Raw genomic sequence first — 22,749 nt, 5'->3', positions numbered from 1 at the left:
TGGCTAGGACGGATATGACCGACCCCTCCGAACTCTCGGTGACGCTCGTCGACGGCTACGTCGACGAGCCGGCGCACTTCGGCGTGCCGCCCTACATCTCGACGTACCCCCGGTACACCGCGGGCGCGCTCGTCGACGCGGGCGTCTCCCTCGAAAACGTCACCTACCACACGATCGACGAACTGCGCGAGGACAAGGCGAAATGGCGCGACATCGAGGAGGCGGACCTCATGGTCTACATCGGCGGGATGACCGTCCCCGGAAACTACGTCGGGGGCACGCCCGCCGAGCCCGACGAGGTGAAGAAACTGGCGTGGGTCGCTCGCGGAACGAGTCTGATGGGCGGGCCCGTGAAGTTCGGCGTCGGTGAGGAGAACGCCGGCGCCCAGGACATGGAGCGAAAGGACCTCGATTACGACTTCGTCGCGAAGGGCGACGTCGAGGCCGCCGCCCACGATCTGGTCGCCTCCGGACTGGAGGGCTTTGGCGATCGGATGCGCGACAACCGCGAGATCGACCGCTGGAGCCGGAAGGGCGCGTTCGTGATCGAACAGCACCCCAACCACCCCGACTACCTCATCTGCGAGATGGAAACGTCGAGAGGCTGTGCCTACCGGTGTTCGTTCTGTACCGAGCCGCTGTACGGCAATCCAACGTTCCGTAGCGCAGAGTCGGTCGTAAGCGAGGTCTCGAACCTCTCCGAGCGGGGCGCCCGGCACTTCCGGCTGGGCCGCCAAGCCGACATCCTCGCGTTCGGTGGCGACGGCGAAGCGCCAAACCCCGACGCTCTCAGAGAGCTTTACGGCGGGATCCGCGAGGCGGTGCCGGATCTCGGGACGCTCCATCTGGACAACATGAACCCCGTGACGATCGTCGAGTACCCCGAGAAATCGCGCGAGGGGATTAGGATCATCGCCGAGCACAACACGCCCGGCGACACGGCAGCATTTGGATTAGAGAGTGCTGACCCCGTCGTCCAGGAGGAGAACAACCTGCTCGTGAGCGCCGAGGAATGTTTGGAGGCCGTTCGAGTGGTCAATGAGGAGGGGGGGTGGCGACCGGGCGAGGGAAGCGAGGCGCGACGCGCCTCGGACGGTCGAGCGGCCCTGCCACGAGACCGAGTACTGGGGCCGTCCCACGGCGAGGAGGCGGGCGACCGCCTCCCCAAGCTGCTTCCGGGGATCAACCTCGTCCACGGCTTGATGGGCGAGCGACCCGAGACCTACGAGCACAACAAGCGGTTTCTCAAGGACGTCTACGACGAGGGGCTGATGGTCCGGCGGATCAACATCCGGCAGGTGATGGCCTTTGCGGGCACGGAGATGGCCGAGACGGGGGCGGACATCGCTCGCGAGCACAAACGACAATTCAAACCCTACAAGCGCGAGGTGCGCGAGGAGATCGACAACCCGATGCTCAAGCGGGTCGCGCCCGCAGGAACCGTCTTGGAGGACGTTCACATGGAGTACCACGAGAACGGCCGGACCTTCGGGCGCCAACTTGGCACCTACTCGCTTCTGATCGGGGTGCCCGGCGAGCACGAACTCGGGAGCGCGATGGACGTCGCGATCGTCGATCACGGCTACCGATCGGTGACGGGCGTTCCGTACCCGCTCGACGTCAACGAGGCAACGATGGACGAACTCACGGCGATCCCGGGGCTCGGGACGTCGACGGCGGGCGACGTCGTCGTCGGTCGTCCCTACGACTCGGCGTGCGAGGCCGGTCGGGTCGCGGGCGTGGACCTCTCGCGGTTCGCGTAATCGCCCCGACGGACTCACTCGAAGACCCGGTCGAACGCGTCGGCACCCATCGGGTCGAACCCGCAGGCCTCGAGGTTCGTCCGGACGTGTTCGACCGAGCGCGTCCCGACGAGCGCACTCGTCACCCCCGGCGCGCTTCGCGCGAAGTTGATCGCCTTCTGGACGGGCGACTCGCCCTCCAAGCGCTCGGCGATCGACTCGGGAACCCCCTCGACGAGTTGTCCCTGCCCGAGACTCGCGCTTGCAACGACGTTCAGCCCGGCGTTCTGGGCGAACCAGAGTGCACTCTCCGGTCCCGCTGCCCCGTCGTGGGCCTCGACGGTGAACGCGTCGGCCATGTGGACGTTGAAGGGCAGTTGGATCGCCCGGAGGTGAGTCGCGGTGTTTCCAGCCCCTTTGGCCGCTGCCCGCGCTCGCGAGGCGACCTCCGGCAGCGAGAGGTACTTCGCGTGTTCGGGGTGGACCCGGAAGGCGTCCCAGGTCGCGACCCCGTAGTAGCGCAGGTCGCCCGCGGCGACGCGCTCCTCGAGGCGGGTGAAGGTCTCCTCGAGCCGGTCGTACACCGCTTCCCGGGAGCGCTCTTCTAGCTGCGTTTCGGGGTTGTGGACGTAATAGAGATCGATCGTCTCGACGCCGAGGTTCGACAGCGACCGGTCGAACTGATCGTCGATGAACTCGGGGGCGATACAGTGGCTGCCCCGCACCAGTTCCTCGCGGGAAACGATCCCGCTCTCGACGTACTCCTCGCGGACGTACTCGCCGGGGTCGGCGGGGCGCTCGCCGTCGAACGGGAGGAAGCCACCCTTGGTCGCGACCAGTACCGCTTCGCGCTCGACGTCCGTCTCCGCGAGCGCCCGTCCGACGACTCGTTCGCTTCGCTGGTGGCGGTAGTTGATCGCGGTATCCAGTACGTTACAGCCATTTTCGAGCGCCGCCGTGATCGCCGCCTCGTACTCGGCATCGACCGCGTCGGTCGGCTCGCCCAGATAGGTCCCCAGCCCCAGACTGGAGACCACGCCGTCGCCAAAGCGGCGGAAGTAGGTTCGACCGAACTCCTCCCCGAAGCGGTCCCGATAGGCCCAGGTGCCGTCTGCAGTCGCCATGGGGTGACTATCGGCGCGAGGCGAATATACTGTCTGCTCCTACCGGCTCGAATAAGCTGTGACCGCCTCACGATACCCCTCCCGGAAGGTCGGATACGAGAACTCGTAGCCCAGTTCTCCGAGTTTCGCGTTCGAACAGCGCTTGCTCGTCTCGATGCGCCGCCGGGCGGGCTCCGAGAGGTTCGGCTCCGAGAGGCGCTCGGTCTTGGTCTCCTTGGGGGGCGCCGGCAGGCCACACTGCTCGGCCAGCCAGTCGGCAAAGCCCCACTTACCGACCGGCTCGTCGTCGACCGCCAGCACGACCTCGCCCCGGGCGAGGTCCTCCTCCAGAAGGTAGCGGATCACGCCCGCAGCGTCGTCCCGATGGAGCATGTTCAGATACCCCTCCGTGACCGGCCCCTCGAGGTAGCGTTCGAGGCGGTAGCGCTCGGGCCCGTACAGCCCGGCAAAGCGGACGACAGTGCCCTCGATGGGCGAGCCGAGCGCGATCTCTTCTGCCTCCCGGAGCACGCGTGTCTTCTCGGTGGTCGGCTCCGTGGGGGTCGCCTCGTCGACCCAGTCGCCGCCGTGATCGCCGTAGACGCCGGTACTCGAGGTGTAGACGAGCCGCTCGGGTGGATGTTCGCGCCCGGCAAACTGCTCGATCGCGGTTTCGAGCCCACGGACGTAGATCTCGCGGGCGGCGTCGGCATCGCGCCCGCCAGAGCTCGCGGCGAAGACGATCGCGTCGACGTCGGGCACCCGGGAGAGCGCCTCGGGGTCGGTAACGTCGGCGCGGACACTCTGGAAACCGGCCTCCTCGATCGCCCTGACCCCTCCGTCGGAGCGCCGCACGCCCCGGACCTCGTGACCGCGGGCGGTGAGCTGTCTTCCGAGTTCGAGCCCGACGTAGCCACAGCCGAGGATAGCGACGCGCATTATCGCTTTCGCTCCCCGATGAAGTGGTGGATCTCGGCGTATTCGGCGAGCGTCATCGGCGCGCGGCCCTCGACGCGCTGGTGGACCTCCTTGCCCGAGAGGTCCGCATCGAGGTTCGCGGCGATGGTATCGACGTCGAGGACGGCGGTCGTCATCCCCAAAAGCAGGCGGTCTTCGACCTCCGCGCGGACGATCTCGGCGTCGGGTTCCTCGGGTTCGAGCGCAAGGATCTCACAGGCCTCCTCGACGGTGAGTTCGGGCGACTCGCCCGCGACGAGCGCGTCGAGTCGCTCCCGGTCGATTCCCGTTTCGTCGGCGGCGTCCGCAACGCCGACCGCCTCGACCACGCCGGCGAGCTCCGTTTCGTACTGTTCGCGGAGGTCCTCCGGACTCTCGGCTTCGCTGCCGTCGAGATCGCGATAGAGCATACCGGGCCTACGGGCTCGGGATGAAGAAAGCCTCCGGTCGACCGTTCAGACGAGGCTCGCGCCGTCGAACTCTCCGCGGTCGTACTCGACTTCCATCAGGTCGAGGATGGTCGGCGCGATGTCGAAGAGGTTGGCGTCGCTGATGGTCGCCCCGCCGTCGATATGGAGCGTCGCGTTGTCGAAGCTGTGCATCCCGTTTCGCGGCCCCTTCCCGAAGACCTCACCGTGGCCCTTGAAGCCGGATTTGAGGTCGAAACCGTGAGCGGGAATCGCCACCAGATCGGGCGCGATGTCCGCGTGGTCGCCACGGAAGGCGTCCTCCTTCTCGACGACGCGCTCACAGACCTTCCGACCGTCGGGGCCTTCGAGCGCCTCGAGGTCGGCTTTGAGCTCGTCGCGGACGGCCTCGTACTCCTCCTCGGGAACGCTTCCGCGCGGTTCGCGGTCCTCGAGGTTGATGTAGAACCGTCCGGGGATCAGCGAGTACGCCCGCGCCTCCGAGGAGATATCGCCGAGCTCGGAGTGATCCTCGTCCTCGAAGGAGAGCCATCCCTCCTCCTCGAGCCACTGGTTGCAGTGGACCTCGTAGTCGAGCGTGGTAAAGCCGTGGTCGCTCGCGATCACGAGGGTGACGTCGTCGGCGAGGCTCTCCCGGAGGTCGCCGATGTACCCGTCGAGCTTCCGGTAAAAGTCCATGAACTCCTCGTGGTACTCGCCGTCTCTCTCGTAGTCCTCGAACAGGAAGTGATTCACCCTGTCGGTCGTCATGAACACGCCGAAAAAGAGGTCCCAGTCGTCCTCGTCGATGTAATGCGAAAACGCCTCGTAGCGCGCATCGAGGGTCGTATGAGCGTCCTCGATGAACTCGCGTTTGTCCTCGTCGTGGCCGAGTTTCGCGTTGACGTCGATCCGGTAGTCCAGTCCCGAGAGCGTCTCGCGGAGTTCGTCGGGATAGGCCGCCTTATCGAGGCCGGGCGAGAGAAAGCCCGAGACCATGCGCTGTACCGTGCGCTGGGGCGGGAAGGTGACGGGAACGTTCATTACCGTTGCCTTCCGGCTGTCCTCGGTGACGCGATCCCAGAGACGGGTCGCCTGGACGTCACGTCCCATCGGAACGTACGTATCATAGGAGCCGTTCTCACGGTCCTGGAAGCCGTAGACACCGGTCTCGCCGGGATTCTGACCGGTCGTCAACGAGGGCCAGCAGGCGCTCGACTCGGGGGGAACGATGCTCTCGATCGCGCTGGCCGTGCCCTCCTCGGCGATCGCGGCGAAGTTCGGGAACTCCTCGGGATGCTCCGCGAGAAGCGTATGTGGAACGCCGTCGATGCCGATAAACGCGACACGAGGCAGGTCTTCGCCGCCACGTATCCGATCGAAGAGACCCATGCTCCCCTGTACTGTCGTCCCCTACAAGAACCTTCGTTTCACGCCCCGATCACCGATCGCCGGCGGTCTCTTCGGGTTCGGCTACCTCCCCGTCGTCGGGTTCGAAGTTCGTCGGGACGACCGTGGGGTGGGCGATCCCTACCGCCGGCGTGCGTGCTCCCATACGAGTAGCGACGCTCTCCGTTCTCAAATAATTACCCATAATCATAAAACATCCTGCGTCAAGGGTGTGATTACCGCCGGGAATCAGCCGAACTGTTCCTCGTAGAGTTCCTGGGAGTGCTCGATCGCGTCGTAGGCGGTCTGACGGTCCTCCCAGCCGAGCGTTTCGACTTCCTTGCCCTCCTCGAGGTTCTTATACGTCGAGAAGAACTCGTCGATCTCGTCTTTGGTCTGTTGGGTGAGGTCCTCGACGTCCTCGATGTGGTCGTATCGGGGGTCCTCGACCGGCACGGCGATGACCTTGTCGTCCTGTTCGCCGTCGTCGTCCATCTTCATCAACGCGACGGGGCGGGCCTCGACGATACACCCGGGGAAGGTCTGGTCCTCGACGAGCACGAGCACGTCGAAGGGGTCCTCGTCGTCGTAGTACGACTGGGGGATGAACCCGTAGTCCGAGGGGTAGTGGACGTTCGAGTGAAGCACCCGGTCCAGGACCACTCCGGGGACGTCCTTGTCGTACTCGTATTTGTTCCGCTCGCCCTTGAGACACTCGACGACCGCGTAGATCTCTTCTGGCGGGTTCGGTCCGGTTTCGAGGTCTTCCCAGAGGTTCGTCATTCCACCTCGACCTGTACCGGGCGAGGAAAAAGTCCTTTCGACACCGCCCGAATCTTTCCCTCCACAAATATCGAATAAATATCATATATAACATATTTCATTTGTCAGATATGTCGATACTATCCAGTTATATCTCCGGAAACAAACGGAATGGTTGACAACTGTTAAATAGCCGGATGACATGTTCTACGCTGATGTCAGAGGCACAAGCAGTTCCGGGCACCCAGCAGACGGCACACGATTTGACCGCGTTTCAGCACAACATCCTGGTCATCCTCGCCGAGGAGCCGATGTACGGGCTGGCTATCAAACGCGAACTAGAGAGCTACTACGGGACCGAGGTCAACCACGGCCGGCTGTACCCGAACCTCGACGACCTGGTCGAGCGCGGGCTGGTCGCAAAGAGTGAACTCGACAAGCGGACCAACCAGTACGAGCTCACCGACGACGGCTACGAGACGGTTCTGGGCCAGTTGAACTGGGTCTTCTCGAAGCTCATCACCGGCGACGACCGCGCCGACGACGTAAGCAGTCTGATCGAGGCGCAACACTAACGCCGGATCGTTTTCCCCACCCGCTGGACGTGTTCCAGCGACCGCTCTATCGCTTCTTTCTGGTCCTCACTGGGCCACGCGTTGCGGACGAAGTACTCCGCGAGGAACTCCGCGCGCTCCTCGGGGGTGGCGTCTTCGACGGGTTTCGCGTAGTGATTCCCCATGAAATCGGCGAAGGCGTCGGCGTTTGCCCCGTGGATCGCCCCCTGGTTCGCCCGCACCCGCCGTGCGACCGCGCGGTTGTGCTCCTCGACGGTATCCCAGTCGTCGGGGCTCTCGGGGCCGGCGACCTGCACCTCGACCGCCCGCCCGGTGTCCGCGACCCGCTCGGGGCGGATCGTCCCGTCCTCGACCCAGTCGTCGGGATGCAAGACGAGGGTCGCCGTGGCGTCGTCCTCGCGGACGCGCGCGGTGAACCCGTGTTCGGCGAGCAGGTCCGCCCGGTGCTCGCGGTAGGCCGCCGCCTCGTCGGGGTCGACCGCCTCGCGTGCGAGTTTCGTCAGCCGGGTCGCCTCCGTCACCGTTTCATCGGGTAGTTCAGCCATCCTCGAACGCCTCGTTTACGAGTTCGTCCGCCCGCTCGTTTATCTCCCGCGGTACGTGGGCTATCGACCACTCCGGGAACGCAGAGAGCAGTTCGTGGACGCGAACCCGGCGCTCTCGCATCCCCGGATCGTTCGCGTCCCACTCGCCGCGGACCTGCTTGACGACGAGCTGGGAGTCCCCGCGGACCTCCACCGCGTCGAAACCGTACTCGCGGGCGACCTCGAGCCCGCGGGCGAGTGCCTCGTACTCCGCGCGGTTGTTGGTCGTCTCGCCGATCCGCTCGTTGCCCTCCGCGACGATCCCGTCGCTCGAGACGAGCACCCAGCCGATCGCTGCCGGACCGGGGTTGCCGCGGCTGCCCCCGTCGAAGTACAGGTGGACCCGCCCGCTACCCCCTCGAAGGACTGATTCGATGTCGGCGGGGCGCGCGCCCTGGACGACGACGGTGTCGTCGTAGGCGATCGCGTTGGCCTCGCCGAGTTCCGCGCGCCACCGTTCGTGGGCGGTGTTTCCGGCCGAAACGCTCGCTCCCGCGGCTTTCAGTTCTTCGAGTGCCTCGTCCGGATCGCAGGATAGAGAGGGCATTGTCTGACGTTCGCTGATTCTGGGATATAGCCGTTCTGATCCCCGACTATCAGCAGAACGGCCCGAGAACGGTGGATACGACCGTTCTTCGCCGGAATCGGTCGGCTCGACCGGACGTATTGGGTTCCGGAACGGACCAAGGGTTTAAGTGCGTTGGTTACACTACTATTTAAGTGCGATGACACGGTCCACCCGCCAGCGGGAGCGCGAACACGAGACGGAGCGATCCGAGGGAACTCAGGAGGAAGAAGGGACACGCACCTGTCCGGAGTGTGCCTCAGACAACCTCGTCAAGAGCTCTGATCGGGGCGAACTCATCTGCGATGACTGTGGTCTGGTCGTCGAGGAGGGCAACATCGATCCCGGGCCGGAGTGGCGGGCGTTCAATCACCAGGAACGCCAGAGCAAGTCCAGGGTGGGCGCGCCGACGACCCAGACGATGCACGATAAGGGGTTGACGACCACCATCGACTGGAAGGACAAGGACGCCTACGGACGCTCGATCTCCTCGAAGAAACGAAGCCAGATGCACCGACTGCGCAAATGGCAGGAACGCATTCGTACGAAGGACGCCGGCGAGCGCAACCTGCAGTTCGCGCTTTCCGAGATCGACCGGATGGCAAGCGCGCTCGGTGTGCCTCGATCGGTACGGGAGGTCGCGAGCGTGATCTACCGACGCGCCCTGAAAGAGGATCTCATCCGTGGACGCTCGATCGAGGGCGTCGCCACCGCGGCGCTCTACGCCGCCTGTCGAAAGGAGGGCATTCCCCGCTCGTTGGAGGAGATCAGCGAGGTCTCGCGGGTCGAGCGAAAGGAGATCGGCCGCACCTATCGGTATATCTCCCAGGAACTCGGCCTCGAAATGCGCCCCGTCGACCCTAAAAAGTACGTTCCCCGTTTTTGCTCCGAACTCGAACTCTCCGAGGAGGTACAGTCGAAGGCCAACGAGATCATCGAAACCACCGCCGAAGAGGGATTGCTCTCGGGCAAATCACCCACCGGCTACGCCGCGGCGGCCATCTACGCTGCCTCCCTACTCTGTAACGAGAAGAAAACCCAGCGCGAGGTCGCCGACGTCGCGCAGGTGACGGAGGTCACGATCAGGAACCGCTATCAGGAACAGATCGAAGCGATGGGCATCCACAGCTAGAGGCTCCGTCCCCCCGGTTATCGTCTGGTCGCGCGGTATTCGCCGTGTTTGACGCCCAGCGCAAGGACCACGAGGCCGAAGACGACCATCGAGGGCAGGACCATCATCAACACGGTGCTAGTACCCATCATTGGGGTCGTGCCGACGACGCCCAGAGCGATCAGCGCGGCGAAGACCGCCGCCGTCTTGGGGAAGTCGAACTCCATATGTGGCCCTTCGTCGCGGCGAGAATAAGGGTTCCGCGACGCGGCCGTTCTATCCGACGTGGTATCGAACGATCGTCTCGTGGTCACACTCGGGACAGCGCTCCGTTTTCGATTCGACCGTCGTCCCGCAGTGTCGACACTCCGAGACGGTCTGGTCCGTCCCGCCGAGATAGGTCCGAACGGTGTCGATGATCATGGTGCTACGCTCCTCCTCGCTCGGACACAATAACCGTTAGGTTTCGTCACCGGGTGGGACGAACCAGGTTCGCGAGCGTGACGACACAGCCAAACACCCACCCCACGGGGACGGCGATCGCGAACCACATCCCCACGTAGGCCGCCCCTTCGAGGGTGTAGTTCTCCCGCAGGAACTCGCTTGCACCCGCGGTCGCGAGCGGCCCGTCGAGCAGCCGGACCGCGAGTTCCGTACTCCCCGGGAGGATCACCGACCCGAGCGTCACCGAAAACAGCGCGGCGACCACCGGCGGCAAGAACAGCGCGGTCATCGCCGAGGGATAGGCGAAGACGATGGTCGTCCCGCGTCCGCCCGCGCGTGCGAACCCGACGGCAGCGCCCGCCGCCACCGTCGCGACGACCGCCGCGGCCGCGACCGCGATAAAGCCTCGTCGGGAGAACTGCAGGTGAGCAACGATCGTCAGTCCCCCCCAGACGACCGCCGAGAGACCGACGACGCCGAGAAGCCCGAGACTCGCGGCCGCCCGGTCGATGCGACGGGTGTAGTATCGCAGCGCGAACCCGACCAGGACGAGCGGGTACAACAGCGCCACGACGAGCGCGCCGACGCCGGCCCAGCCGTTGTAGGCGACCCGGCCGCCCGCCGTGCTCGGCGTCCACTTTCCCAGCACCGAGTGCGCGCCGCCGCGCTGGCGAGGGAAGAACAGTTCCATCCAACTCTCGTGTAACCGCCTCAGATCGAGACGGATCGCCCCGACGGTTCCGGAGCGGTGTGACCGCACTGCCATACCGCTCAATTAGTATAAAATTACTTTACTGTTTCGGCAACAACAAATAGCCTACCAGGGCGCGAAGCTCGGATCGACCTGCCGTTCCTCCCGGTCGATTCCGTCGATGGTCTCGACGTCCTCGGCGTCGAGTTCCAGCGACAGGGACTCCCAGTTGTCGCGGATGTGCTCCTCGCCGGTGGCCTTCGGGATCGCGGTGATTCCCTTCTCGCGGAGCCACGCGAGGCTAACCTGCGCGGCGCTGGCGTCGTGTTTCTCGGCGATCTCTTCGAGTTCGGGCACGTCGAAGACCTCCCCGCGCGCGAGCGGCGAGTAGGCCACCAGCGGGAGGTCGTGTTCGTCGGCGTACTCCCGGAGCGTCTCCTGTGGGAGGAGGGGATGACACTCGACCTGGTTGGCGAAGATCTCGACGTCGCTTACCTCGCGGGCCTCGTCGAGCTGTTCGGGCTCGAAGTTCGAGACGCCGACGTTCTCAACGAGCCCGTCGGCGACGAGCGTCGAGAGCGCGTCGAACGTTTCCTCGGGGTCGTACTCGCCTGCGGGCCAGTGGATGTACAGCAGATCCACGTAGTCGACGCCGAGTTTCTCGAGGCTTTCTTCGGTGCTCTCGATCACGTCCTCGGGCGCGAGGTTCTCAATCCAGACCTTCGTCGCGAGGAAGACCTCATCGCGGTCGACGCCCGCGCGGGCGATCCCCTCGCCGACGCTCTCCTCGTTGCCGTAGGCCTGGGCGGTGTCGATGTGGCGATAGCCCGTCTCGAGGGCCGCTCGAACGCTTTCTGCACATTCCTCTTCGTCCTCGTTCTCCCAGGTGCCGAGCCCGAGCATCGGCATTCCGTTCACGCTGGCTACGTCGTCACTGGTCGGTGAGTCCATACCCGAAACAGGGGCGAGCGACGGATAGGCGTTCGGGATGCGGCCAGTCGGTCGGCCTCCGAAAGCCCGGCTCAGAGCGCGCTGCCGGGGTGATACTCGTCAAAGGTCTCTCGAAGCACGTCACAGATCTCGCCGGTCGTCGCCTCGGCTTTCACCGCATCGAGGATGTACGGCATGACGTTCTCCGTGCCCGCTGCGGCCGACTCGAGCGCCGCCAGCGCCTCGGTGACGGCCCCGTCGTCGCGCTCCTCGCGGACCCCTTCCAGCCGGCTGATCTGGCGCTGCTGGTCCTCCTCGGTGACCTCCTCGATGTCCATCTCGGGTTCCTCGTCGACTTCGTACTCGTTGACCCCGACAATCACTCTACGACCGTCCTCGATCTCCTCCTGGCGCTCGTAGGCGACGTCCTGGATCTGGCGTTGGACCCACTGGTCCTCGACGGCTTGCAACATCCCACCTCTATCGTCGACCTCGCGGATGAGTTCGAAGGCCTCCTCCTCCAGCTCGTCGGTCAATGCCTCGACGTAGTAACTGCCCGCAAGCGGGTCGATGGTGTCGGCGGCGCCCGACTCGTGGGCGAGGATCTGTTGGGTCCTGAGAGCCGTTCGGACCGATTTCTCGGTCGGGAGCGCAAGCGCCTCGTCCTTCCCGTTGGTGTGTAGACTCTGGGTCCCGCCCAGTACCGCCGCGAGCGCCTGATAGGCGACCCGCACCACGTTGTTCTCGATCTGCTGGGCGGTCAGCATCGAGCCGGCGGTCTGGGTGTGGAACTTCAGCTGCTTTGCCGCCTCGGTGTCGGCGTCGAACCGTTCTTCCATGATCCTCGCCCACATCCGGCGGGCCGCCCTGAATTTGGCGACCTCCTCGAAGATGTCGTTGTGGGCGTTGAAGAAAAAGGAGAGCTGTGGGGCGAACTCGTCGACGTCCTGACCGGCATCGAGGGCGGCCTCGACGTACTCGATGCCGTTTCCGAGGGTGAAGGCCAGCTCCTGGGCCGCCGAGGCGCCGGCCTCGCGGATGTGATAGCCCGAGATCGAGATCGTGTTGAAGTTCGGCACCTCCTCGGCGCAGAACTCGAAGATATCGGTGATGATTCTCATAGAGGGCCCCGGCGGGTAGATGTAGGTGTTGCGGGCGATGTACTCCTTCAGCAGATCGTTCTGGATCGTCCCTCGCAGTTCTTCGCGGGGGACGCCCTGCTCGTCGCCGACGGCGATGTACATCGCAAGCAGGACGCTCGCGGGCGCGTTGATCGTCATGCTCGTCGAGACTTCGTCGAGGGGAATACCCTTGAAGACGGTCCGCATATCGTCGAGCGAGTCGATCGCCACGCCGGATTTGCCGACCTCGCCGGCGGCCATGTCGGCGTCCGAATCATAGCCCATCTGCGTGGGTAGATCGAACGCCATCGAGAGGCCGGTCTGGCCCTGATCCATCAGGTAGTGATAGCGCTCGTTGGTCTCGACGGCGCTGCCCATGCCGGCGTACTGGCGCATCGTCCACAGGCGACCGCGGTACATCGTCGAGTACACACCCCTGGTGTAGGGGTCCTCGCCGGGGAACCCGAGATCTTCCTCGTAATCCAGATCGGCGACGTCATCGGGCGTGTACAGCGGCTGGATCTCGTGGCCGGCTGTGTCGGTCGTAAACGTCTCCTTTCGCTCCCCGAAGCGCTCGACGGTCGGGCCGCGCGTCTCCTCTCCCCACCGCTCTTTGCCCTCGCGGATCGATTCGAGATCCTCCTGGTCGAACATGCGAGACCCTACCTCGCGCAGGCTCTTAACTCGCTCCGTGTCGCTTTTCCCCGCCGGGGTCCATACGGGCGTATGGACACGCCGGTCGCGCCCGACGAGGGCGACGGGTCGCCGATCCCGACCGAGGACCGCAGCGACCGCCTCCGGGCCGCGAAGTACACACTGCCCTTCGTCGCGCTGGGGATCGCGGACGTGATCCTCGTCATCGGCTGGGGACTCAACCCGATCTGGGGCTTTGCGATCCTCCCGCCGATCCTCTTTATGAGCGTGCTGACGTGGATCGCGTTCAAGAGCGGCTTCGTCAGCGACAACGAGAACTACTGACGGCCCGTGTCGTACTTGTAGGTCGCCGTGTCGGGATCGATCCCGAACTCCTCGGGGGGAAGCGTCTCCTCGCTTTCGTCGCCCGTCGGTGCCGGCGAGGCCGCTTTGAAGCGTTCGCGGAGCCGCTCGGGCATCGAGAACGATTCGGTGGCGAGGGCGGTCGCGATCACCTCCTCGCGGTGCTCGCGTTTGGCGTCGAGTCGCTCCCCGAGCGGTTCGGGAAGCCCCGAGCGCTCGATCGGTTCGAATCCGAACTGCAGCAGGTAGTCGGGTTCCGGCGCGAGCGCGTAGACCCGCTCGAACCCCTCGTCGCCGGCGTGATCGACGAGGCGCTCGGTGACGTGTGCGCCGACGCCCTGCCCGCGCCACGCTTCGGCGACGCCGAGGCTCGTTATCTCACAGACCTCGTCGTAGAGTCTGAGCCGACCGAACCCGGCCTTCTCGCCCGTCTCCTCGTCGAGCGCGATGACGTACTCGCGGGAGCGAAACGCGGCCTCGTCGAGGCCCAGTCGCTCGATCTCGTCGAGGAGCCAGACCTCTTCTCGCTTCTTGGCACCCCGGACGTACATACCCGGAGTTGGATCGCCCTGCAGTAAAAGCCTTTCACGGCGATCGAAAGCTTGAATCGCGCCCCTCGCGAATCCAGCCCCATGAGCGACGAAGACGAAGCCCAAGAGGAGGAGGCCCCGCTCGTCGAACTCGGCGACCGAACGCCGGTCGAGGGCGCCCCAATCGCGCGCGTGGCCTCCCGCCTGTACTGGCCCGTCCAGCGGAGCGAAATCCGGCGAAAGGAAGGCGAGACGGTCGTCCGCACCGCCGAGGGGCCCACGTCGGTCGAGGAGCTCCTCGACGGAACCGATATCACCTACTTCGAGAGCCGCCAGGAGTTCGTCGATGCCTGTCGAGACGTGATCGGGGATGGACCGGTTCCGAGCGCCGAGTAGATGTCGATCCCGGGACGGCTCTCGTGGGTTCACCAGTCGCTCCTGGTCGGTGGCGTCGTTCTCCTCGTCTGGGTCAACTGGTCGACGACCACCCTGACCGGGCGGGTCGTTCGCGACACCCTGCTGTACCTGCTGGTCCCTCTCGGGCTCGGGCTCGTCCACGGCCGGAACGTCGGCTGGCGGGTCGACCGCCGGGCGATCCGCGATACCTTAGTGCTCTCGGCGTTCGTCCTTCCGTTCTACCTCGTCGGCTCGACCCTCCCGAGCGTCCGGGAGTTCTACCCGCTGTGGGAGACCACGCCCGCACTGGGGGCGTTCGTCCCTCACGCGATCCAGCTGTTCGTCCTCGCGCTCGCCACCGAGACGTACTTCAGGGGGTTGCTCTGTGTCGGGGTCCGGGACCTCGGCGCGAAGTGTGTCTTCATCAGTCCCGTCGTCTACGCGCTGCTCCACGTCCACAAGCCGCCGATCGAACTCGCACTCTCGGGGCCGACGGACGTGTTGTTCGGCGCGGTCGACTACCACGCCGATTCGATTCTGCCCTCGACGGTCGCCCACGGCGGCGGGCTCGTGTTGCTCGACTGGCTCGTCCTCCACGAGCCGCTCGTCTCGCCCGAGGCGGTCCTCCGATGGCTCGCCTGGCTTCCCCTGCCGCTGTAGCCGGCGGGTCTTTTTTGAGGGCGTCGTCCGATAGATCGACCATGAGCCTCCCAATCGATCCCGAGCAGTTGACCGCGGAGGACGTCGGCGAACGAAGCGTCACCCTCACGATGGGCCACGACGAGGCGGTCGAACACGTCCGCGAGGCGTTCACGGCGGCGGGCTTTGGTGTCCCCGTCGAGTTCTCCCCCTCCGAACTGCTTCGCGAAAAGGTCGGCTCCGATCGCGATCCGTACTACGTCCTGGGGGCGTGTAACCCGCGAATGGCCGACAAGGCGCTCGACGTAACAGAGCAGATCGGTGCGATCTTTCCCTGTAACGTCGTCGTCTGGGAGATCGAACCCGGCCTCCAGCGGGTCTATCACGTCTCGATCATGAAGATCGCCCGCCTCGTCGCGCTCGCGCCCGACAACGACGAGTGGGCGGAGATCGTCGCCGAAACCGGCGAACTGGTCGAGGAGGCGATGTCGAACCTCGACACGCAGGGATCGGGCGGCGAGAAACCACGCGGCCCGCAGGGCGGCAAACGGGAAGGTGCCGGCGGCAGTCCCCGTTAGTCCTCCCGATCCTCGCGGAGCCGTTCGGCCCACATCTTCCCGTTGTCGAACCGGTTTTCGAGTTCCGCGAACCCGACCGGATCCGCCACCCTCCCCTTGTAAACGAACCGTTCGAGCGCCAGCGCCAGTACGACCGGGAGAACGAGCGTAATGACGATCAACGCGAGCAGGCCGAGTTCGACGGGCGAAAAGGAGCCAGCGGCGACCAGCACGTCCATATCCCGAGTAGGTGTGACGAGCGAATAAGCGTTCGCCCGTCACTCCTCGACCCGCTCGCGGAGCTCTTCGAGTTCGCTGAGACGCTCACGATCGGTTCCGACATACCGTTTGAACGCCACGATAGCGAGAACCACGGGCGCGAGGAAGATGAAGATCGTCAACAGGATTACGGTGAACTCGACACCGCCAGGAGTCGGACCGAACAGAAGCATGGTCAGATCGGTACACGGACTCCGATAGCGCTTGTGGCCGTCCGGAGCGCGTTCGTCGAATTGCGTCGAATCAGGTCGAGAAATCCGCGAGCGAGGCCTGCACGCCAGCGACCAGCTCGGAGGACCGCCGGAGATCGCCCGTCGAGATCGGGAGGTGCGGTTCGATCCCGCGAACCGCCCCGTGGAAGGTTTCGGCAACGCCGCTCTCGCCTCCGAGGGCGTCCCGGACGCTCTCTCTGATCTGCCACACGCCTACCGGCGCCCAGTACTCGTCGGAGACGTGCCGGAGAACGAGCACCTTCGCCTGTCGGCCGATCTCCTCGAGGTGTTCGAGCGCGGCCAGTCGGGTCGCATAGTAGGCACCGGCGGTCCCGCCGTCGACATACTTGGTTCGGCCCTCGTAGCCCTCGTGGTCGCTTGCGATCCAGACGTCCGACCCGACGGGGTTCCAGACGCTGCCGGGTGCTTTCATCTCGACGAGTTCGAACTCCCAGTTACCCGGAGAAAGGATCGCCCAATACCGGTTGCCCATGTACTCGCTCGAAAAGACCCGCGTCTCGTCGACGCTCGGATTCGACCTGATCGAACCCCGGAGGAACTTCCCGACAGTGTCGTCGACGGCGGTGATCGACCAGCGTGTGGGGACCAGTCGGCGGGTTTCGGCCTCGCCGAGCGCGCCCGCCGAGAGGATGCGGTTGATCTCGTAGACGTCGAACCCCCGTCGATACAGATAGGCCATCGCGCCCTCTGCGCGCCAGTCGTCGTCCTCCAAGGTCTTCTCGACGGCCCGCGGAACGTGGGGGTTCTCGGTCAGCGTCGCGGATTCGGCGCCCGTACGCGGCCCGCGTGGCGCGGCGGTGTCGTCGTCGGGGAGATCGAAGTCAAGTCGTGAGTCCGAGAGCCCGATCTCGACGTCGACGGGCCGATCGGCGATGGCGACTTCCCGCTGGGTGCCGATAAAGCCGTCCCAGACGTCGTGAACCGCGGGAGTACCGGATCCCCGGACGGCCGTGTTCCCCCCGGCCGAGCGCACGTCGGTAAAGCGGTTGGCGTTGAGCAGTCCGGTGCGCAGTTGGACCACGTCGTCGATCGAGAGCCCCTGGCGGTACCACGCGCCGTCGGTGGCGTACTCGGCGGCACGGTCCTCGTCGCCGACCGGCGAGAGCAGCCCCGTCGAGACTCGGGGATAGTTCGAGTGACCGACGAAGATCGAGGGGGCGGTCGAGCCCACGAGCGACTCGCCCGAGAGCGCCTCCGAAAAGCGGTCCTCGACCTCGTCGAGGTACTGCGTGATCCCGTAGGACTTCTCGCGGGCGAGCCGGCGGCGCTCTGCGGCCTCGTCGCGCTCGAACCCCTCGATGTACTCGTCGAGTCGCATTCGGCCGTTTTAGGGGGCCAAGTGGCTTGAACGTTCGGCTGGCGGTCGCTCGTCCGGGCTACATATAGCCGAGATCGCGCAGGCGTCCCATCAGGTCTTCTTTGTCCTGGGAGCGGCCCGCGCGTTCGGTCGTCCCGTCGAGGTCCTGGAGCCACGCGGGGCGGTCGTCGCTTCTCGCCGATCCCCGCTCGCTGCCCAGCGAGCGAAACCCCTCGAAATACTTCGGGCTCACGGGCAGGTCCTCGGGTTCGACTCCGACGGGGAGGTCGTCGAAGTCCTGTGGAACGTGGCCGACGGGATAGCCTTCGACCGCGTCGGGGACGACGTGGGTCCACATCGCGTCCCAGACGGCAGCCTCGTCGAACTGCAGTATCGAGTGTATCCGGTCGTGGGGCGGGTACTTCTCGGGGTCGTGGCGCGGGCTGAAGAACGTCTCGTCGGCGCGCGCGGCCTGTTCGTCCCAGCGCACGCCCGAGAACACGCCGTCGAACCCCTCCTCGCGGATGATCGAGTTGAGGGCGACGGTCTTCAACAGGTGGTTACCCTCGTAGCTGTCGGCGCTAAAGACGAAGGTCTCGCCCTCGTGGCCGAGCCGGTCGCGCAGTTCCCGTTCGTTCTCCGTGCCGAGGGCCTCCACCGGGATCTCGTCGCCGGGATCGCCCAGGCGGACGAACTCCTCGTTTCGGGCGTAGCGTAGATCGAGACCCCACTCGTCGGCCCACCGCTCGACGAACCTGAGGACTTCGGGGAAGTGCTCGAAGTGATCGATGAACACCACGGGGGGCACCTCCAGATCGAACTCGCGGGCGACCTCGCGGACGAAATAGAGTACGAGCGTCGAGTCCTTCCCGCCGGTCCACATCACCGCGGGGTTCTCGTACTGTTCGAGGCCGCGTCGGGTGACCTCGATCGCCTTCTCGAGTTTCGTATCGAGAGTGGGGTACTCCTCGGGGGTCTGTCCCTCGCCGTCGCTGTAATCGACATCCAGGTACGTCGGAAAAGGGGCCATCACCGACAGCGACGCGTCCGGCCGTAATCTATGTTGGTACTTCTCGAGCGTGCTCGAACCGGATCGAATCGCCGCCCGATCATCACTCCCGGCCGACGGACCGGCCCGTGTTGCCGGTCGCCGCCGAGAGCAACAGGACCGCGAGATAGAACGCACCGAGAACGCCGAAGCTCGCGGCCAACGTGGCGGGGTTTCCGTCGTCAAGCAACAGCGTCGGGGAGAGCGTCTCGATCGCGTAAATCGCGGCGCCGATGGCGAACAGTCCGGCGGCGATCGTCACTTCGGGATCTCTGAATCGGTTCGACAGGCTCCGCGAACGGGTCGATCGTCTCATATGTGCGGTAGGGACCGGCTCCGTAAATATATTCTCTGAAAGCCCCTCTCACGGGTGTAGGACGTCACTAAGGCACGTTTCACCCACACACGCGACCCGCGAAGACGGCTGTTACGGTACGTCGTTCGCGAGCACTCGAAACGAACGGCATCGGGAGTCCACACGGACGCCGCCACGGCGCGTGGGGCGTCGAACCGAGCCGTCTGAGCGCCTACATGTAGCCGAGATCGCGCAGGCGCTCCATCAGGTCCTCCTTGTCTTGGGCGCGACCCTCGCGCTCGACGGTGTTCTCGACGTCCTGGAGCCAGGCCGGGTCGTCGGTGGATTTCTGCGTGCTGATCTCGCTGCCGAGCGACCGGAAGCCCTCGAAGTACTTCGGCGAGATCGGGATGTCCTCTTGAGAGATGCCCTCGGGCAGGTCGTCGTAGCCCTCGGGGACGTAGCCCTCCTCGGGGTAGCCCTCGACGGTTTCGGGGACGACGACGTACCAGAAGGCGTCCCAGACGGCGCGCTCGTCGAAGTGCAGGATGGGCTGGATACGGTCGTGGGGCGGGTAGATCTCGGGGTCGTGACGCGGGCTGAAGAACGTCTCGTCGGCGCGGGCCTCCTGTTCGTCCCAGCGCACGCCCGAGATGACGCCGTCGATGTCGTACTCCTCAAGGGCGTTGTTCAGCGCCACCGTCTTGAGCAGGTGGTTGCCGACGTAGGTGTCGAGCAGGAACGGGAAGGTCTCCTCCTCGTACTCGAGGAGATCACGCACGTGGTGGCGGTTCTGCTCGTTGAGCTCCCCGATATCGATGTCGTCGCCGGGCTCCAAACCATGGGAATCGACGTACTGACCGACGTCGTCGTTACGCGCGTAGATGACCTCCAGGTCCCACTCGTCGGCCCATTTCTCGACGAACTCGTGGATCTCGTCGAAGTGCTGGTAGTGGTCGATGAAGACCGCCGGGGGCACCTCCAGATCGAACTGCTCTGCGACCTCTTTGATGAAGTAGAGAGTAAGCGTCGAGTCCTTCCCGCCGGTCCACATCACCGCGGGGTTCTCGTACTGTTCGAGTCCCCGGCGGGTGACCTCGATCGCCTTCTCGAGTTTCGTATCGAGGGTGGGGTACTCCTCGGGGGTCTGTCCCTCGCCGTCGCTGTAATCGACGTCCAAGTAGTCGGGAAAGCCTTCGGGCATGGTGTTCGCTAATGAGATTTAATTAGGACGCACAAAGGGTTTACGGCCTGTCATGAGGTGTGATGACAGGGTGCTCGATCAGGAGATGAACTTGTTGTCCCGCCAGTTGATCCCGTTGGCCGGCGCACTCTCCTTGCCGGGTCCTTCGACGACTTCGACGGTCGCGGGGCGTTTCTCACCGTCGACGATCTTGGTGGCCTCGAGTTCGCCGTCGCGCTCGGCGATGGCGGTCAGCGTGCCCTTCTCGGCCTGTTGGGCGATGGCACAGAGTACCTCGAACATCGGGAATTGGAGCGCCGTGTTCTGGAGGACGGTCTCCCGATCGCCCTTGAACGCGGCGAACTCGACGAGTTCCGAGGGGATCTCCTCTTCTTCCTCGCCCCAGGCGGGCGGTGCGCCCGGGCCCGTCTCGGGTTCCTCCTCGTAGACCCGGGTTTCGGCCACGCTCGCCTTGAGTTGGGCGGTCGGCGTGTACTTGCTTACCGCCCCCTCGCGGGCGACGGATTTGATGATAAGCGTGTTGTTTCGCCTCGTGATGTCGATGTCTTCGATCTGCTCCGGGAGTTCCGGATCCGATTCGAAGTATTCGGTGACGTCCTCGAGGGGCAGTTCCAGCGTCGAGTGAAGTTGATATACGCGCCCTGACATTGTTGGTGGATGAATCTCGTCGCGTGGTTGTCGACCCGTAACCGCGCTCGTGCAGGTTACAGTAAGCGCTCCAGACATATATGGCCTTTCCCTACAAAAAGGTGGTGGCTGCACAGTCAGGTCGCTTCGCTCCCGGTCGCGTCAGCCTACTCGCTGTCGAGTGCGGGTCTCAGTTCGCCGCGCTCGTCCATTTCCGCAAGCACGTCGCTCCCACCGATGAACTCGCCGTTTACGTACGTCTGGGGCGTCGTTTCCCAGCCGCTGTGTTCCGAAAGCGCCGCGCGGTACTCGTCGAGCGATTCGAGCGTGTCGACACACTCGACGTCCTCACGGTACTGGGTGATGAGATCGAGCGCGCGCTGGGAGAACCCACACTGGGGCATCAGCCGGTTGCCCTTCATGAACAGCACTACTTCGTTGTCCTCGATGGCGCTGTCGACGCGTCGAGTGACCTCTTCCTGGGAGAGCCCCTGGTTCGGTTGGAACGTCATACCCGTCCTAGGGAGCGAACGGGGAAAGCGGTTTTCCTACTCGTCGCTGCCGACGGGGATGACCTGTATCAGCGAGTAGACGGGTACGCCCTCGATCTCCTCGACGCCCTGCTTGTCCACGAGGACCACGCAGGCGACGGGTTCGCCGCCCTGCTCGCGGATCGCCGCGATGGTCTCTTTCATCGTGGTGCCGCTCGTGATCGTGTCGTCGATCACGTAACACTCCCTGTCGCGGATCGCCGCGAAATTCCTGGAGAAGCTCCCGCCGAGGTCGGCCATGTCACCCTCCTCCCACTGGTGTTTGCGCGGCGCGTACGTACAGAGGTCCGTATCGAGTTCCCGCCCGACCATCGTCGCAAGCGGCGCGCCGGCCTTCTCGATCCCGACTGTGAGGTCGATCTCCTCGCCCTGCTTTCGAAGCAGGTCGGCCATCGCCCGCGAGACGTACGAGAGGCGGGCGCTGTCGCGACCGACCGCGCTCCAGTCGACGTGGATGTCGGCGGGCTTGCCCCGCGGTTCGGGCTCGGTCGGCGGCTCGGCGCGGCCGCTTCGCTCGACCAGCCAGCTCGCCGTCTCCCGGGAGACGTTCAGTTCGTCCGCGATCTCGCCCTTCGAGAGGCCGCCCTCGGCTAACTCGGCGGCGCTCTCGATCAGGTCGTCAACGTTCTTCATACGCGGCGAATTCGACGGCCGTTTTTATAGTCGTATCGTCATCCGCGAAGGCCCGCTCCCAGTCGTCGAGTCCGTGGATCCCGGTCACGAGTGAGTCGAGAAAGTCCTCGGGAAGCGACCCAAGGGTATCGCTTGCGGCCTCGAAGTGACTCACGTGCGAGTTGACGCTGCCCACCAGTGCCTTGTTGTGCAGGACGAGCTCCTCGTGAAGCGTCCCCCCATCGATCTCGAACTCCCAGGGACCGGGCACTCCCAAGAGAGCGCCAACGCCGTTGGGCGCGAGCGCCTCGATCGTCTGGAAGGCGTGTTTCGCGTAACCCGTCGCCTCGTAGACCAGGTCCATCCCCTCGTACTCGGCGGGGAGTTCGTCGACGGGCGTCTCCCGTGAATCGACGTAGGTCGCCCCCAGATTCTCGATGATCTCGATGGTCGGGTCCGGGCGATCGCGCCGTCCCACACAGTAGGTGCGCTCGAAGGGATGGGTGTGGACGAACATCGCGAGCGTCAGTAGTCCGAGACTCCCGTTACCCAGGACGGCGGCGCTCTCGGGGTGCCACTCGAAGGCCGAACGCGAGGCGATGGCGTGTTCGAGGGCCTTCTCGGTGATGCTGATGGGCTCGATCAGAAAGCCAAGCGGCGCTTGCTCGGCGGGGATCTCGACGAGGTACTCGGCGGGGCTCGTGAAGTACTCGGCCATGAACCCGTGTGCGCCGACGATGCCGCGCTCGTGGTACTGTCCCTCGGGGGCCATGTCGGGTTCGCCCCGATCGAAATACCTGTTCTCGCCGTTCGGCGGCCGCCTGACCGTCGGCACCACGACGTCGCCCTCCTCGTAGTCGGTGCCGTTCGAATCCTCGACGACGCCGACGGCCTCGTGACCGAGTACCAGATACTCCTCGCCTGCGGGGAACTCACCGTGGCCCCCCTCCAAGACCTCCCTGTCCGTGCCGTCGACCCCCACCCGGAGGGTCCGAACCAGCACCTCGCCCGCCTCGGGTACGGGCTCGGGCACGTCGATCACGCTCGGTTCGTGTTCGCCCTCGCGAACGACCAGTGCGTCCATGTAAATCGGTAGGATTCGAG

General features: G+C 65.0%; 30 protein-coding genes. 7 read left to right on the top strand and 23 right to left on the bottom strand.

Translation table 11 applies throughout. The annotated features are described in order from the left end of the window. The first annotated feature begins 14 nt into the window (after positions 1-14). The gene (locus HACJB3_RS13690; RefSeq protein WP_008416259.1) at positions 15-1,763 is read left to right on the top strand and encodes a radical SAM protein; all 1,749 of its coding nucleotides are present in this window, start codon (positions 15-17) and stop codon (positions 1,761-1,763) included. A gap of 14 nt (positions 1,764-1,777) precedes the next feature. Here the strand turns inward: HACJB3_RS13690 and HACJB3_RS13685 are convergent, their stop codons facing one another. The 5 genes from HACJB3_RS13685 to HACJB3_RS13665 form a co-directional block, all read right to left on the bottom strand. Continuing rightward, positions 1,778-2,866 carry an aldo/keto reductase gene (locus tag HACJB3_RS13685; RefSeq protein ID WP_008416258.1) on the bottom strand — a complete coding sequence of 363 codons (1,089 nt, stop codon included), beginning with the start codon at positions 2,864-2,866 and terminating at the stop codon, positions 1,778-1,780. Between the two features lie 39 nt (positions 2,867-2,905). Continuing rightward, positions 2,906-3,784, bottom strand: a complete 879-nt coding sequence (locus tag HACJB3_RS13680; RefSeq protein ID WP_013199538.1) for an SDR family oxidoreductase — start codon at positions 3,782-3,784, stop codon at positions 2,906-2,908. Continuing rightward, a complete protein-coding gene (locus tag HACJB3_RS13675; RefSeq protein ID WP_008416253.1) occupies positions 3,784-4,212 on the bottom strand; it encodes a DUF5791 family protein in 429 nt (142 codons plus the stop codon). Before HACJB3_RS13675 ends, HACJB3_RS13680 begins: the two co-directional genes overlap by 1 nt. A gap of 45 nt (positions 4,213-4,257) precedes the next feature. Continuing rightward, complete coding sequence (locus HACJB3_RS13670; RefSeq protein WP_008416252.1) at positions 4,258-5,601, bottom strand: alkaline phosphatase family protein; 1,344 nt, start codon at positions 5,599-5,601, stop codon at positions 4,258-4,260. A 246-nt stretch (positions 5,602-5,847) separates the two neighbouring features. After that, positions 5,848-6,381 carry an inorganic diphosphatase gene (locus HACJB3_RS13665; RefSeq protein ID WP_008416250.1) on the bottom strand — a complete coding sequence of 178 codons (534 nt, stop codon included), beginning with the start codon at positions 6,379-6,381 and terminating at the stop codon, positions 5,848-5,850. A gap of 194 nt (positions 6,382-6,575) precedes the next feature. On the opposite strand from HACJB3_RS13665, the gene HACJB3_RS13660 reads away from it, so the two are divergent. Then, positions 6,576-6,935 carry a PadR family transcriptional regulator gene (locus HACJB3_RS13660; RefSeq protein WP_008416248.1) on the top strand — a complete coding sequence of 120 codons (360 nt, stop codon included), beginning with the start codon at positions 6,576-6,578 and terminating at the stop codon, positions 6,933-6,935. Here the strand turns inward: HACJB3_RS13660 and HACJB3_RS13655 are convergent. Both HACJB3_RS13655 and rnhA read right to left on the bottom strand, forming a co-directional pair. Beyond that, positions 6,932-7,480, bottom strand: a complete 549-nt coding sequence (locus HACJB3_RS13655; RefSeq protein WP_008416246.1) for a DUF7108 family protein — start codon at positions 7,478-7,480, stop codon at positions 6,932-6,934. The genes HACJB3_RS13660 and HACJB3_RS13655 overlap by 4 nt on opposite strands. Beyond that, entirely contained in the window at positions 7,473-8,066 is a 594-nt protein-coding gene (gene rnhA / locus HACJB3_RS13650; protein WP_008416244.1) for a ribonuclease HI, read from the bottom strand. Before rnhA ends, HACJB3_RS13655 begins: the two co-directional genes overlap by 8 nt. A 178-nt stretch (positions 8,067-8,244) precedes the next feature. Here rnhA and HACJB3_RS13645 point away from each other — a divergent pair, with 178 nt between their 5' ends. Further along, on the top strand, positions 8,245-9,216 hold the full coding sequence (locus HACJB3_RS13645) for a transcription initiation factor IIB (protein WP_008416242.1): 972 nt from the start codon (positions 8,245-8,247) through the stop codon (positions 9,214-9,216). A 17-nt stretch (positions 9,217-9,233) separates the two neighbouring features. On the opposite strand, the gene HACJB3_RS13640 is transcribed toward HACJB3_RS13645, so the two are convergent. From HACJB3_RS13640 to HACJB3_RS13625, 5 genes are all read right to left on the bottom strand, one after another. Next, positions 9,234-9,422 (bottom strand): DUF7333 family protein, encoded by a 189-nt coding sequence (locus tag HACJB3_RS13640; protein ID WP_008416241.1) that lies wholly within the window; start codon positions 9,420-9,422, stop codon positions 9,234-9,236. Between the two features lie 49 nt (positions 9,423-9,471). Next, entirely contained in the window at positions 9,472-9,618 is a 147-nt protein-coding gene (locus HACJB3_RS20285; RefSeq protein WP_008416239.1) for a hypothetical protein, read from the bottom strand. A 46-nt stretch (positions 9,619-9,664) separates the two neighbouring features. Then, entirely contained in the window at positions 9,665-10,405 is a 741-nt protein-coding gene (locus HACJB3_RS13635) for a hypothetical protein (RefSeq protein ID WP_049934481.1), read from the bottom strand. A gap of 51 nt (positions 10,406-10,456) precedes the next feature. Next, on the bottom strand, positions 10,457-11,281 hold the full coding sequence (locus HACJB3_RS13630) for an aldo/keto reductase (protein WP_008416235.1): 825 nt from the start codon (positions 11,279-11,281) through the stop codon (positions 10,457-10,459). Positions 11,282-11,352: 71 nt separating this feature from the next. Further along, positions 11,353-13,035, bottom strand: a complete 1,683-nt coding sequence (locus HACJB3_RS13625) for an acyl-CoA mutase large subunit family protein (RefSeq protein ID WP_008416233.1) — start codon at positions 13,033-13,035, stop codon at positions 11,353-11,355. Positions 13,036-13,107: 72 nt separating this feature from the next. On the opposite strand from HACJB3_RS13625, the gene HACJB3_RS13620 reads away from it, so the two are divergent. Beyond that, positions 13,108-13,359, top strand: a complete 252-nt coding sequence (locus tag HACJB3_RS13620) for a hypothetical protein (protein WP_008416231.1) — start codon at positions 13,108-13,110, stop codon at positions 13,357-13,359. Here the strand turns inward: HACJB3_RS13620 and HACJB3_RS13615 are convergent. Then, positions 13,353-13,928 (bottom strand): GNAT family N-acetyltransferase, encoded by a 576-nt coding sequence (locus HACJB3_RS13615; protein ID WP_008416230.1) that lies wholly within the window; start codon positions 13,926-13,928, stop codon positions 13,353-13,355. The two genes, HACJB3_RS13620 and HACJB3_RS13615, sit on opposite strands and share 7 nt — an antisense overlap. An 81-nt stretch (positions 13,929-14,009) precedes the next feature. Here HACJB3_RS13615 and HACJB3_RS13610 point away from each other — a divergent pair, with 81 nt between their 5' ends. The 3 genes from HACJB3_RS13610 to HACJB3_RS13600 are packed head-to-tail and all read left to right on the top strand — an operon-like array spanning position 14,010 to position 15,520. Continuing rightward, complete coding sequence (locus HACJB3_RS13610) at positions 14,010-14,303, top strand: DUF5789 family protein (RefSeq protein ID WP_008416228.1); 294 nt, start codon at positions 14,010-14,012, stop codon at positions 14,301-14,303. Beyond that, positions 14,304-14,963 (top strand): CPBP family intramembrane glutamic endopeptidase, encoded by a 660-nt coding sequence (locus HACJB3_RS13605; RefSeq protein ID WP_008416227.1) that lies wholly within the window; start codon positions 14,304-14,306, stop codon positions 14,961-14,963. Positions 14,964-15,004: 41 nt separating this feature from the next. Further along, the gene (locus HACJB3_RS13600; protein WP_008416225.1) at positions 15,005-15,520 is read left to right on the top strand and encodes a DUF302 domain-containing protein; all 516 of its coding nucleotides are present in this window, start codon (positions 15,005-15,007) and stop codon (positions 15,518-15,520) included. Here the strand turns inward: HACJB3_RS13600 and HACJB3_RS13595 are convergent. From HACJB3_RS13595 to HACJB3_RS13555, 10 genes are all read right to left on the bottom strand, one after another. After that, positions 15,517-15,738 (bottom strand): hypothetical protein, encoded by a 222-nt coding sequence (locus tag HACJB3_RS13595; RefSeq protein ID WP_008416223.1) that lies wholly within the window; start codon positions 15,736-15,738, stop codon positions 15,517-15,519. The genes HACJB3_RS13600 and HACJB3_RS13595 overlap by 4 nt on opposite strands. Before the next feature lie 39 nt (positions 15,739-15,777). Beyond that, positions 15,778-15,951 (bottom strand): hypothetical protein, encoded by a 174-nt coding sequence (locus HACJB3_RS20280; protein WP_008416221.1) that lies wholly within the window; start codon positions 15,949-15,951, stop codon positions 15,778-15,780. Between the two features lie 70 nt (positions 15,952-16,021). Continuing rightward, positions 16,022-17,329 (bottom strand): DNA repair protein NreA, encoded by a 1,308-nt coding sequence (gene nreA, locus HACJB3_RS13590; protein WP_008416219.1) that lies wholly within the window; start codon positions 17,327-17,329, stop codon positions 16,022-16,024. Positions 17,330-17,387: 58 nt separating this feature from the next. After that, complete coding sequence (locus tag HACJB3_RS13585; RefSeq protein WP_008416217.1) at positions 17,388-18,338, bottom strand: phosphoadenosine phosphosulfate reductase family protein; 951 nt, start codon at positions 18,336-18,338, stop codon at positions 17,388-17,390. 82 nt (positions 18,339-18,420) lie between these two features. Further along, positions 18,421-18,672 carry a hypothetical protein gene (locus HACJB3_RS13580; RefSeq protein ID WP_238532767.1) on the bottom strand — a complete coding sequence of 84 codons (252 nt, stop codon included), beginning with the start codon at positions 18,670-18,672 and terminating at the stop codon, positions 18,421-18,423. A 211-nt stretch (positions 18,673-18,883) separates the two neighbouring features. Further along, positions 18,884-19,855: a phosphoadenosine phosphosulfate reductase family protein gene (locus HACJB3_RS13575; protein WP_008416215.1), complete on the bottom strand. Its 972-nt coding sequence runs from the start codon at positions 19,853-19,855 to the stop codon at positions 18,884-18,886. Between the two features lie 78 nt (positions 19,856-19,933). Beyond that, positions 19,934-20,503: a DUF7110 family protein gene (locus tag HACJB3_RS13570; protein ID WP_008416213.1), complete on the bottom strand. Its 570-nt coding sequence runs from the start codon at positions 20,501-20,503 to the stop codon at positions 19,934-19,936. Between the two features lie 146 nt (positions 20,504-20,649). Beyond that, positions 20,650-20,994 (bottom strand): glutaredoxin family protein, encoded by a 345-nt coding sequence (locus HACJB3_RS13565; RefSeq protein WP_008416212.1) that lies wholly within the window; start codon positions 20,992-20,994, stop codon positions 20,650-20,652. Between the two features lie 36 nt (positions 20,995-21,030). Next, positions 21,031-21,666 (bottom strand): transcriptional regulator GfcR, encoded by a 636-nt coding sequence (gene gfcR / locus HACJB3_RS13560; RefSeq protein ID WP_008416210.1) that lies wholly within the window; start codon positions 21,664-21,666, stop codon positions 21,031-21,033. Beyond that, a complete protein-coding gene (locus tag HACJB3_RS13555; RefSeq protein WP_008416209.1) occupies positions 21,653-22,729 on the bottom strand; it encodes a glucose 1-dehydrogenase in 1,077 nt (358 codons plus the stop codon). Before HACJB3_RS13555 ends, gfcR begins: the two co-directional genes overlap by 14 nt. Positions 22,730-22,749 lie beyond the last annotated feature (20 nt).

Source organism: Halalkalicoccus jeotgali B3 (assembly GCF_000196895.1).
In the GTDB taxonomy this organism is placed as follows: domain Archaea; phylum Halobacteriota; class Halobacteria; order Halobacteriales; family Halalkalicoccaceae; genus Halalkalicoccus; species Halalkalicoccus jeotgali.
This window is presented reverse-complemented; position numbering and strand designations above follow the sequence as displayed.

Bases quoted from the DNA above. Each gene is read 5' to 3' on its own strand.
- HACJB3_RS13690 (WP_008416259.1), top strand. From the start codon at position 15: ATGACCGACCCCTCCGAACTCTCGGTGACGCTCGTCGACGGCTACGTC.
- HACJB3_RS13685 (WP_008416258.1), bottom strand. From the start codon at position 2,866: ATGGCGACTGCAGACGGCACCTGGGCCTATCGGGACCGCTTCGGGGAG.
- HACJB3_RS13680 (WP_013199538.1), bottom strand. From the start codon at position 3,784: ATGCGCGTCGCTATCCTCGGCTGTGGCTACGTCGGGCTCGAACTCGGA.
- HACJB3_RS13675 (WP_008416253.1), bottom strand. From the start codon at position 4,212: ATGCTCTATCGCGATCTCGACGGCAGCGAAGCCGAGAGTCCGGAGGAC.
- HACJB3_RS13670 (WP_008416252.1), bottom strand. From the start codon at position 5,601: ATGGGTCTCTTCGATCGGATACGTGGCGGCGAAGACCTGCCTCGTGTC.
- HACJB3_RS13665 (WP_008416250.1), bottom strand. From the start codon at position 6,381: ATGACGAACCTCTGGGAAGACCTCGAAACCGGACCGAACCCGCCAGAA.
- HACJB3_RS13660 (WP_008416248.1), top strand. From the start codon at position 6,576: ATGTCAGAGGCACAAGCAGTTCCGGGCACCCAGCAGACGGCACACGAT.
- HACJB3_RS13655 (WP_008416246.1), bottom strand. From the start codon at position 7,480: ATGGCTGAACTACCCGATGAAACGGTGACGGAGGCGACCCGGCTGACG.
- rnhA (WP_008416244.1), bottom strand. From the start codon at position 8,066: ATGCCCTCTCTATCCTGCGATCCGGACGAGGCACTCGAAGAACTGAAA.
- HACJB3_RS13645 (WP_008416242.1), top strand. From the start codon at position 8,245: ATGACACGGTCCACCCGCCAGCGGGAGCGCGAACACGAGACGGAGCGA.
- HACJB3_RS13640 (WP_008416241.1), bottom strand. From the start codon at position 9,422: ATGGAGTTCGACTTCCCCAAGACGGCGGCGGTCTTCGCCGCGCTGATC.
- HACJB3_RS20285 (WP_008416239.1), bottom strand. From the start codon at position 9,618: ATGATCATCGACACCGTTCGGACCTATCTCGGCGGGACGGACCAGACC.
- HACJB3_RS13635 (WP_049934481.1), bottom strand. From the start codon at position 10,405: ATGGCAGTGCGGTCACACCGCTCCGGAACCGTCGGGGCGATCCGTCTC.
- HACJB3_RS13630 (WP_008416235.1), bottom strand. From the start codon at position 11,281: ATGGACTCACCGACCAGTGACGACGTAGCCAGCGTGAACGGAATGCCG.
- HACJB3_RS13625 (WP_008416233.1), bottom strand. From the start codon at position 13,035: ATGTTCGACCAGGAGGATCTCGAATCGATCCGCGAGGGCAAAGAGCGG.
- HACJB3_RS13620 (WP_008416231.1), top strand. From the start codon at position 13,108: ATGGACACGCCGGTCGCGCCCGACGAGGGCGACGGGTCGCCGATCCCG.
- HACJB3_RS13615 (WP_008416230.1), bottom strand. From the start codon at position 13,928: ATGTACGTCCGGGGTGCCAAGAAGCGAGAAGAGGTCTGGCTCCTCGAC.
- HACJB3_RS13610 (WP_008416228.1), top strand. From the start codon at position 14,010: ATGAGCGACGAAGACGAAGCCCAAGAGGAGGAGGCCCCGCTCGTCGAA.
- HACJB3_RS13605 (WP_008416227.1), top strand. From the start codon at position 14,304: ATGTCGATCCCGGGACGGCTCTCGTGGGTTCACCAGTCGCTCCTGGTC.
- HACJB3_RS13600 (WP_008416225.1), top strand. From the start codon at position 15,005: ATGAGCCTCCCAATCGATCCCGAGCAGTTGACCGCGGAGGACGTCGGC.
- HACJB3_RS13595 (WP_008416223.1), bottom strand. From the start codon at position 15,738: ATGGACGTGCTGGTCGCCGCTGGCTCCTTTTCGCCCGTCGAACTCGGC.
- HACJB3_RS20280 (WP_008416221.1), bottom strand. From the start codon at position 15,951: ATGCTTCTGTTCGGTCCGACTCCTGGCGGTGTCGAGTTCACCGTAATC.
- nreA (WP_008416219.1), bottom strand. From the start codon at position 17,329: ATGCGACTCGACGAGTACATCGAGGGGTTCGAGCGCGACGAGGCCGCA.
- HACJB3_RS13585 (WP_008416217.1), bottom strand. From the start codon at position 18,338: ATGGCCCCTTTTCCGACGTACCTGGATGTCGATTACAGCGACGGCGAG.
- HACJB3_RS13580 (WP_238532767.1), bottom strand. From the start codon at position 18,672: ATGAGACGATCGACCCGTTCGCGGAGCCTGTCGAACCGATTCAGAGAT.
- HACJB3_RS13575 (WP_008416215.1), bottom strand. From the start codon at position 19,855: ATGCCCGAAGGCTTTCCCGACTACTTGGACGTCGATTACAGCGACGGC.
- HACJB3_RS13570 (WP_008416213.1), bottom strand. From the start codon at position 20,503: ATGTCAGGGCGCGTATATCAACTTCACTCGACGCTGGAACTGCCCCTC.
- HACJB3_RS13565 (WP_008416212.1), bottom strand. From the start codon at position 20,994: ATGACGTTCCAACCGAACCAGGGGCTCTCCCAGGAAGAGGTCACTCGA.
- gfcR (WP_008416210.1), bottom strand. From the start codon at position 21,666: ATGAAGAACGTTGACGACCTGATCGAGAGCGCCGCCGAGTTAGCCGAG.
- HACJB3_RS13555 (WP_008416209.1), bottom strand. From the start codon at position 22,729: ATGGACGCACTGGTCGTTCGCGAGGGCGAACACGAACCGAGCGTGATC.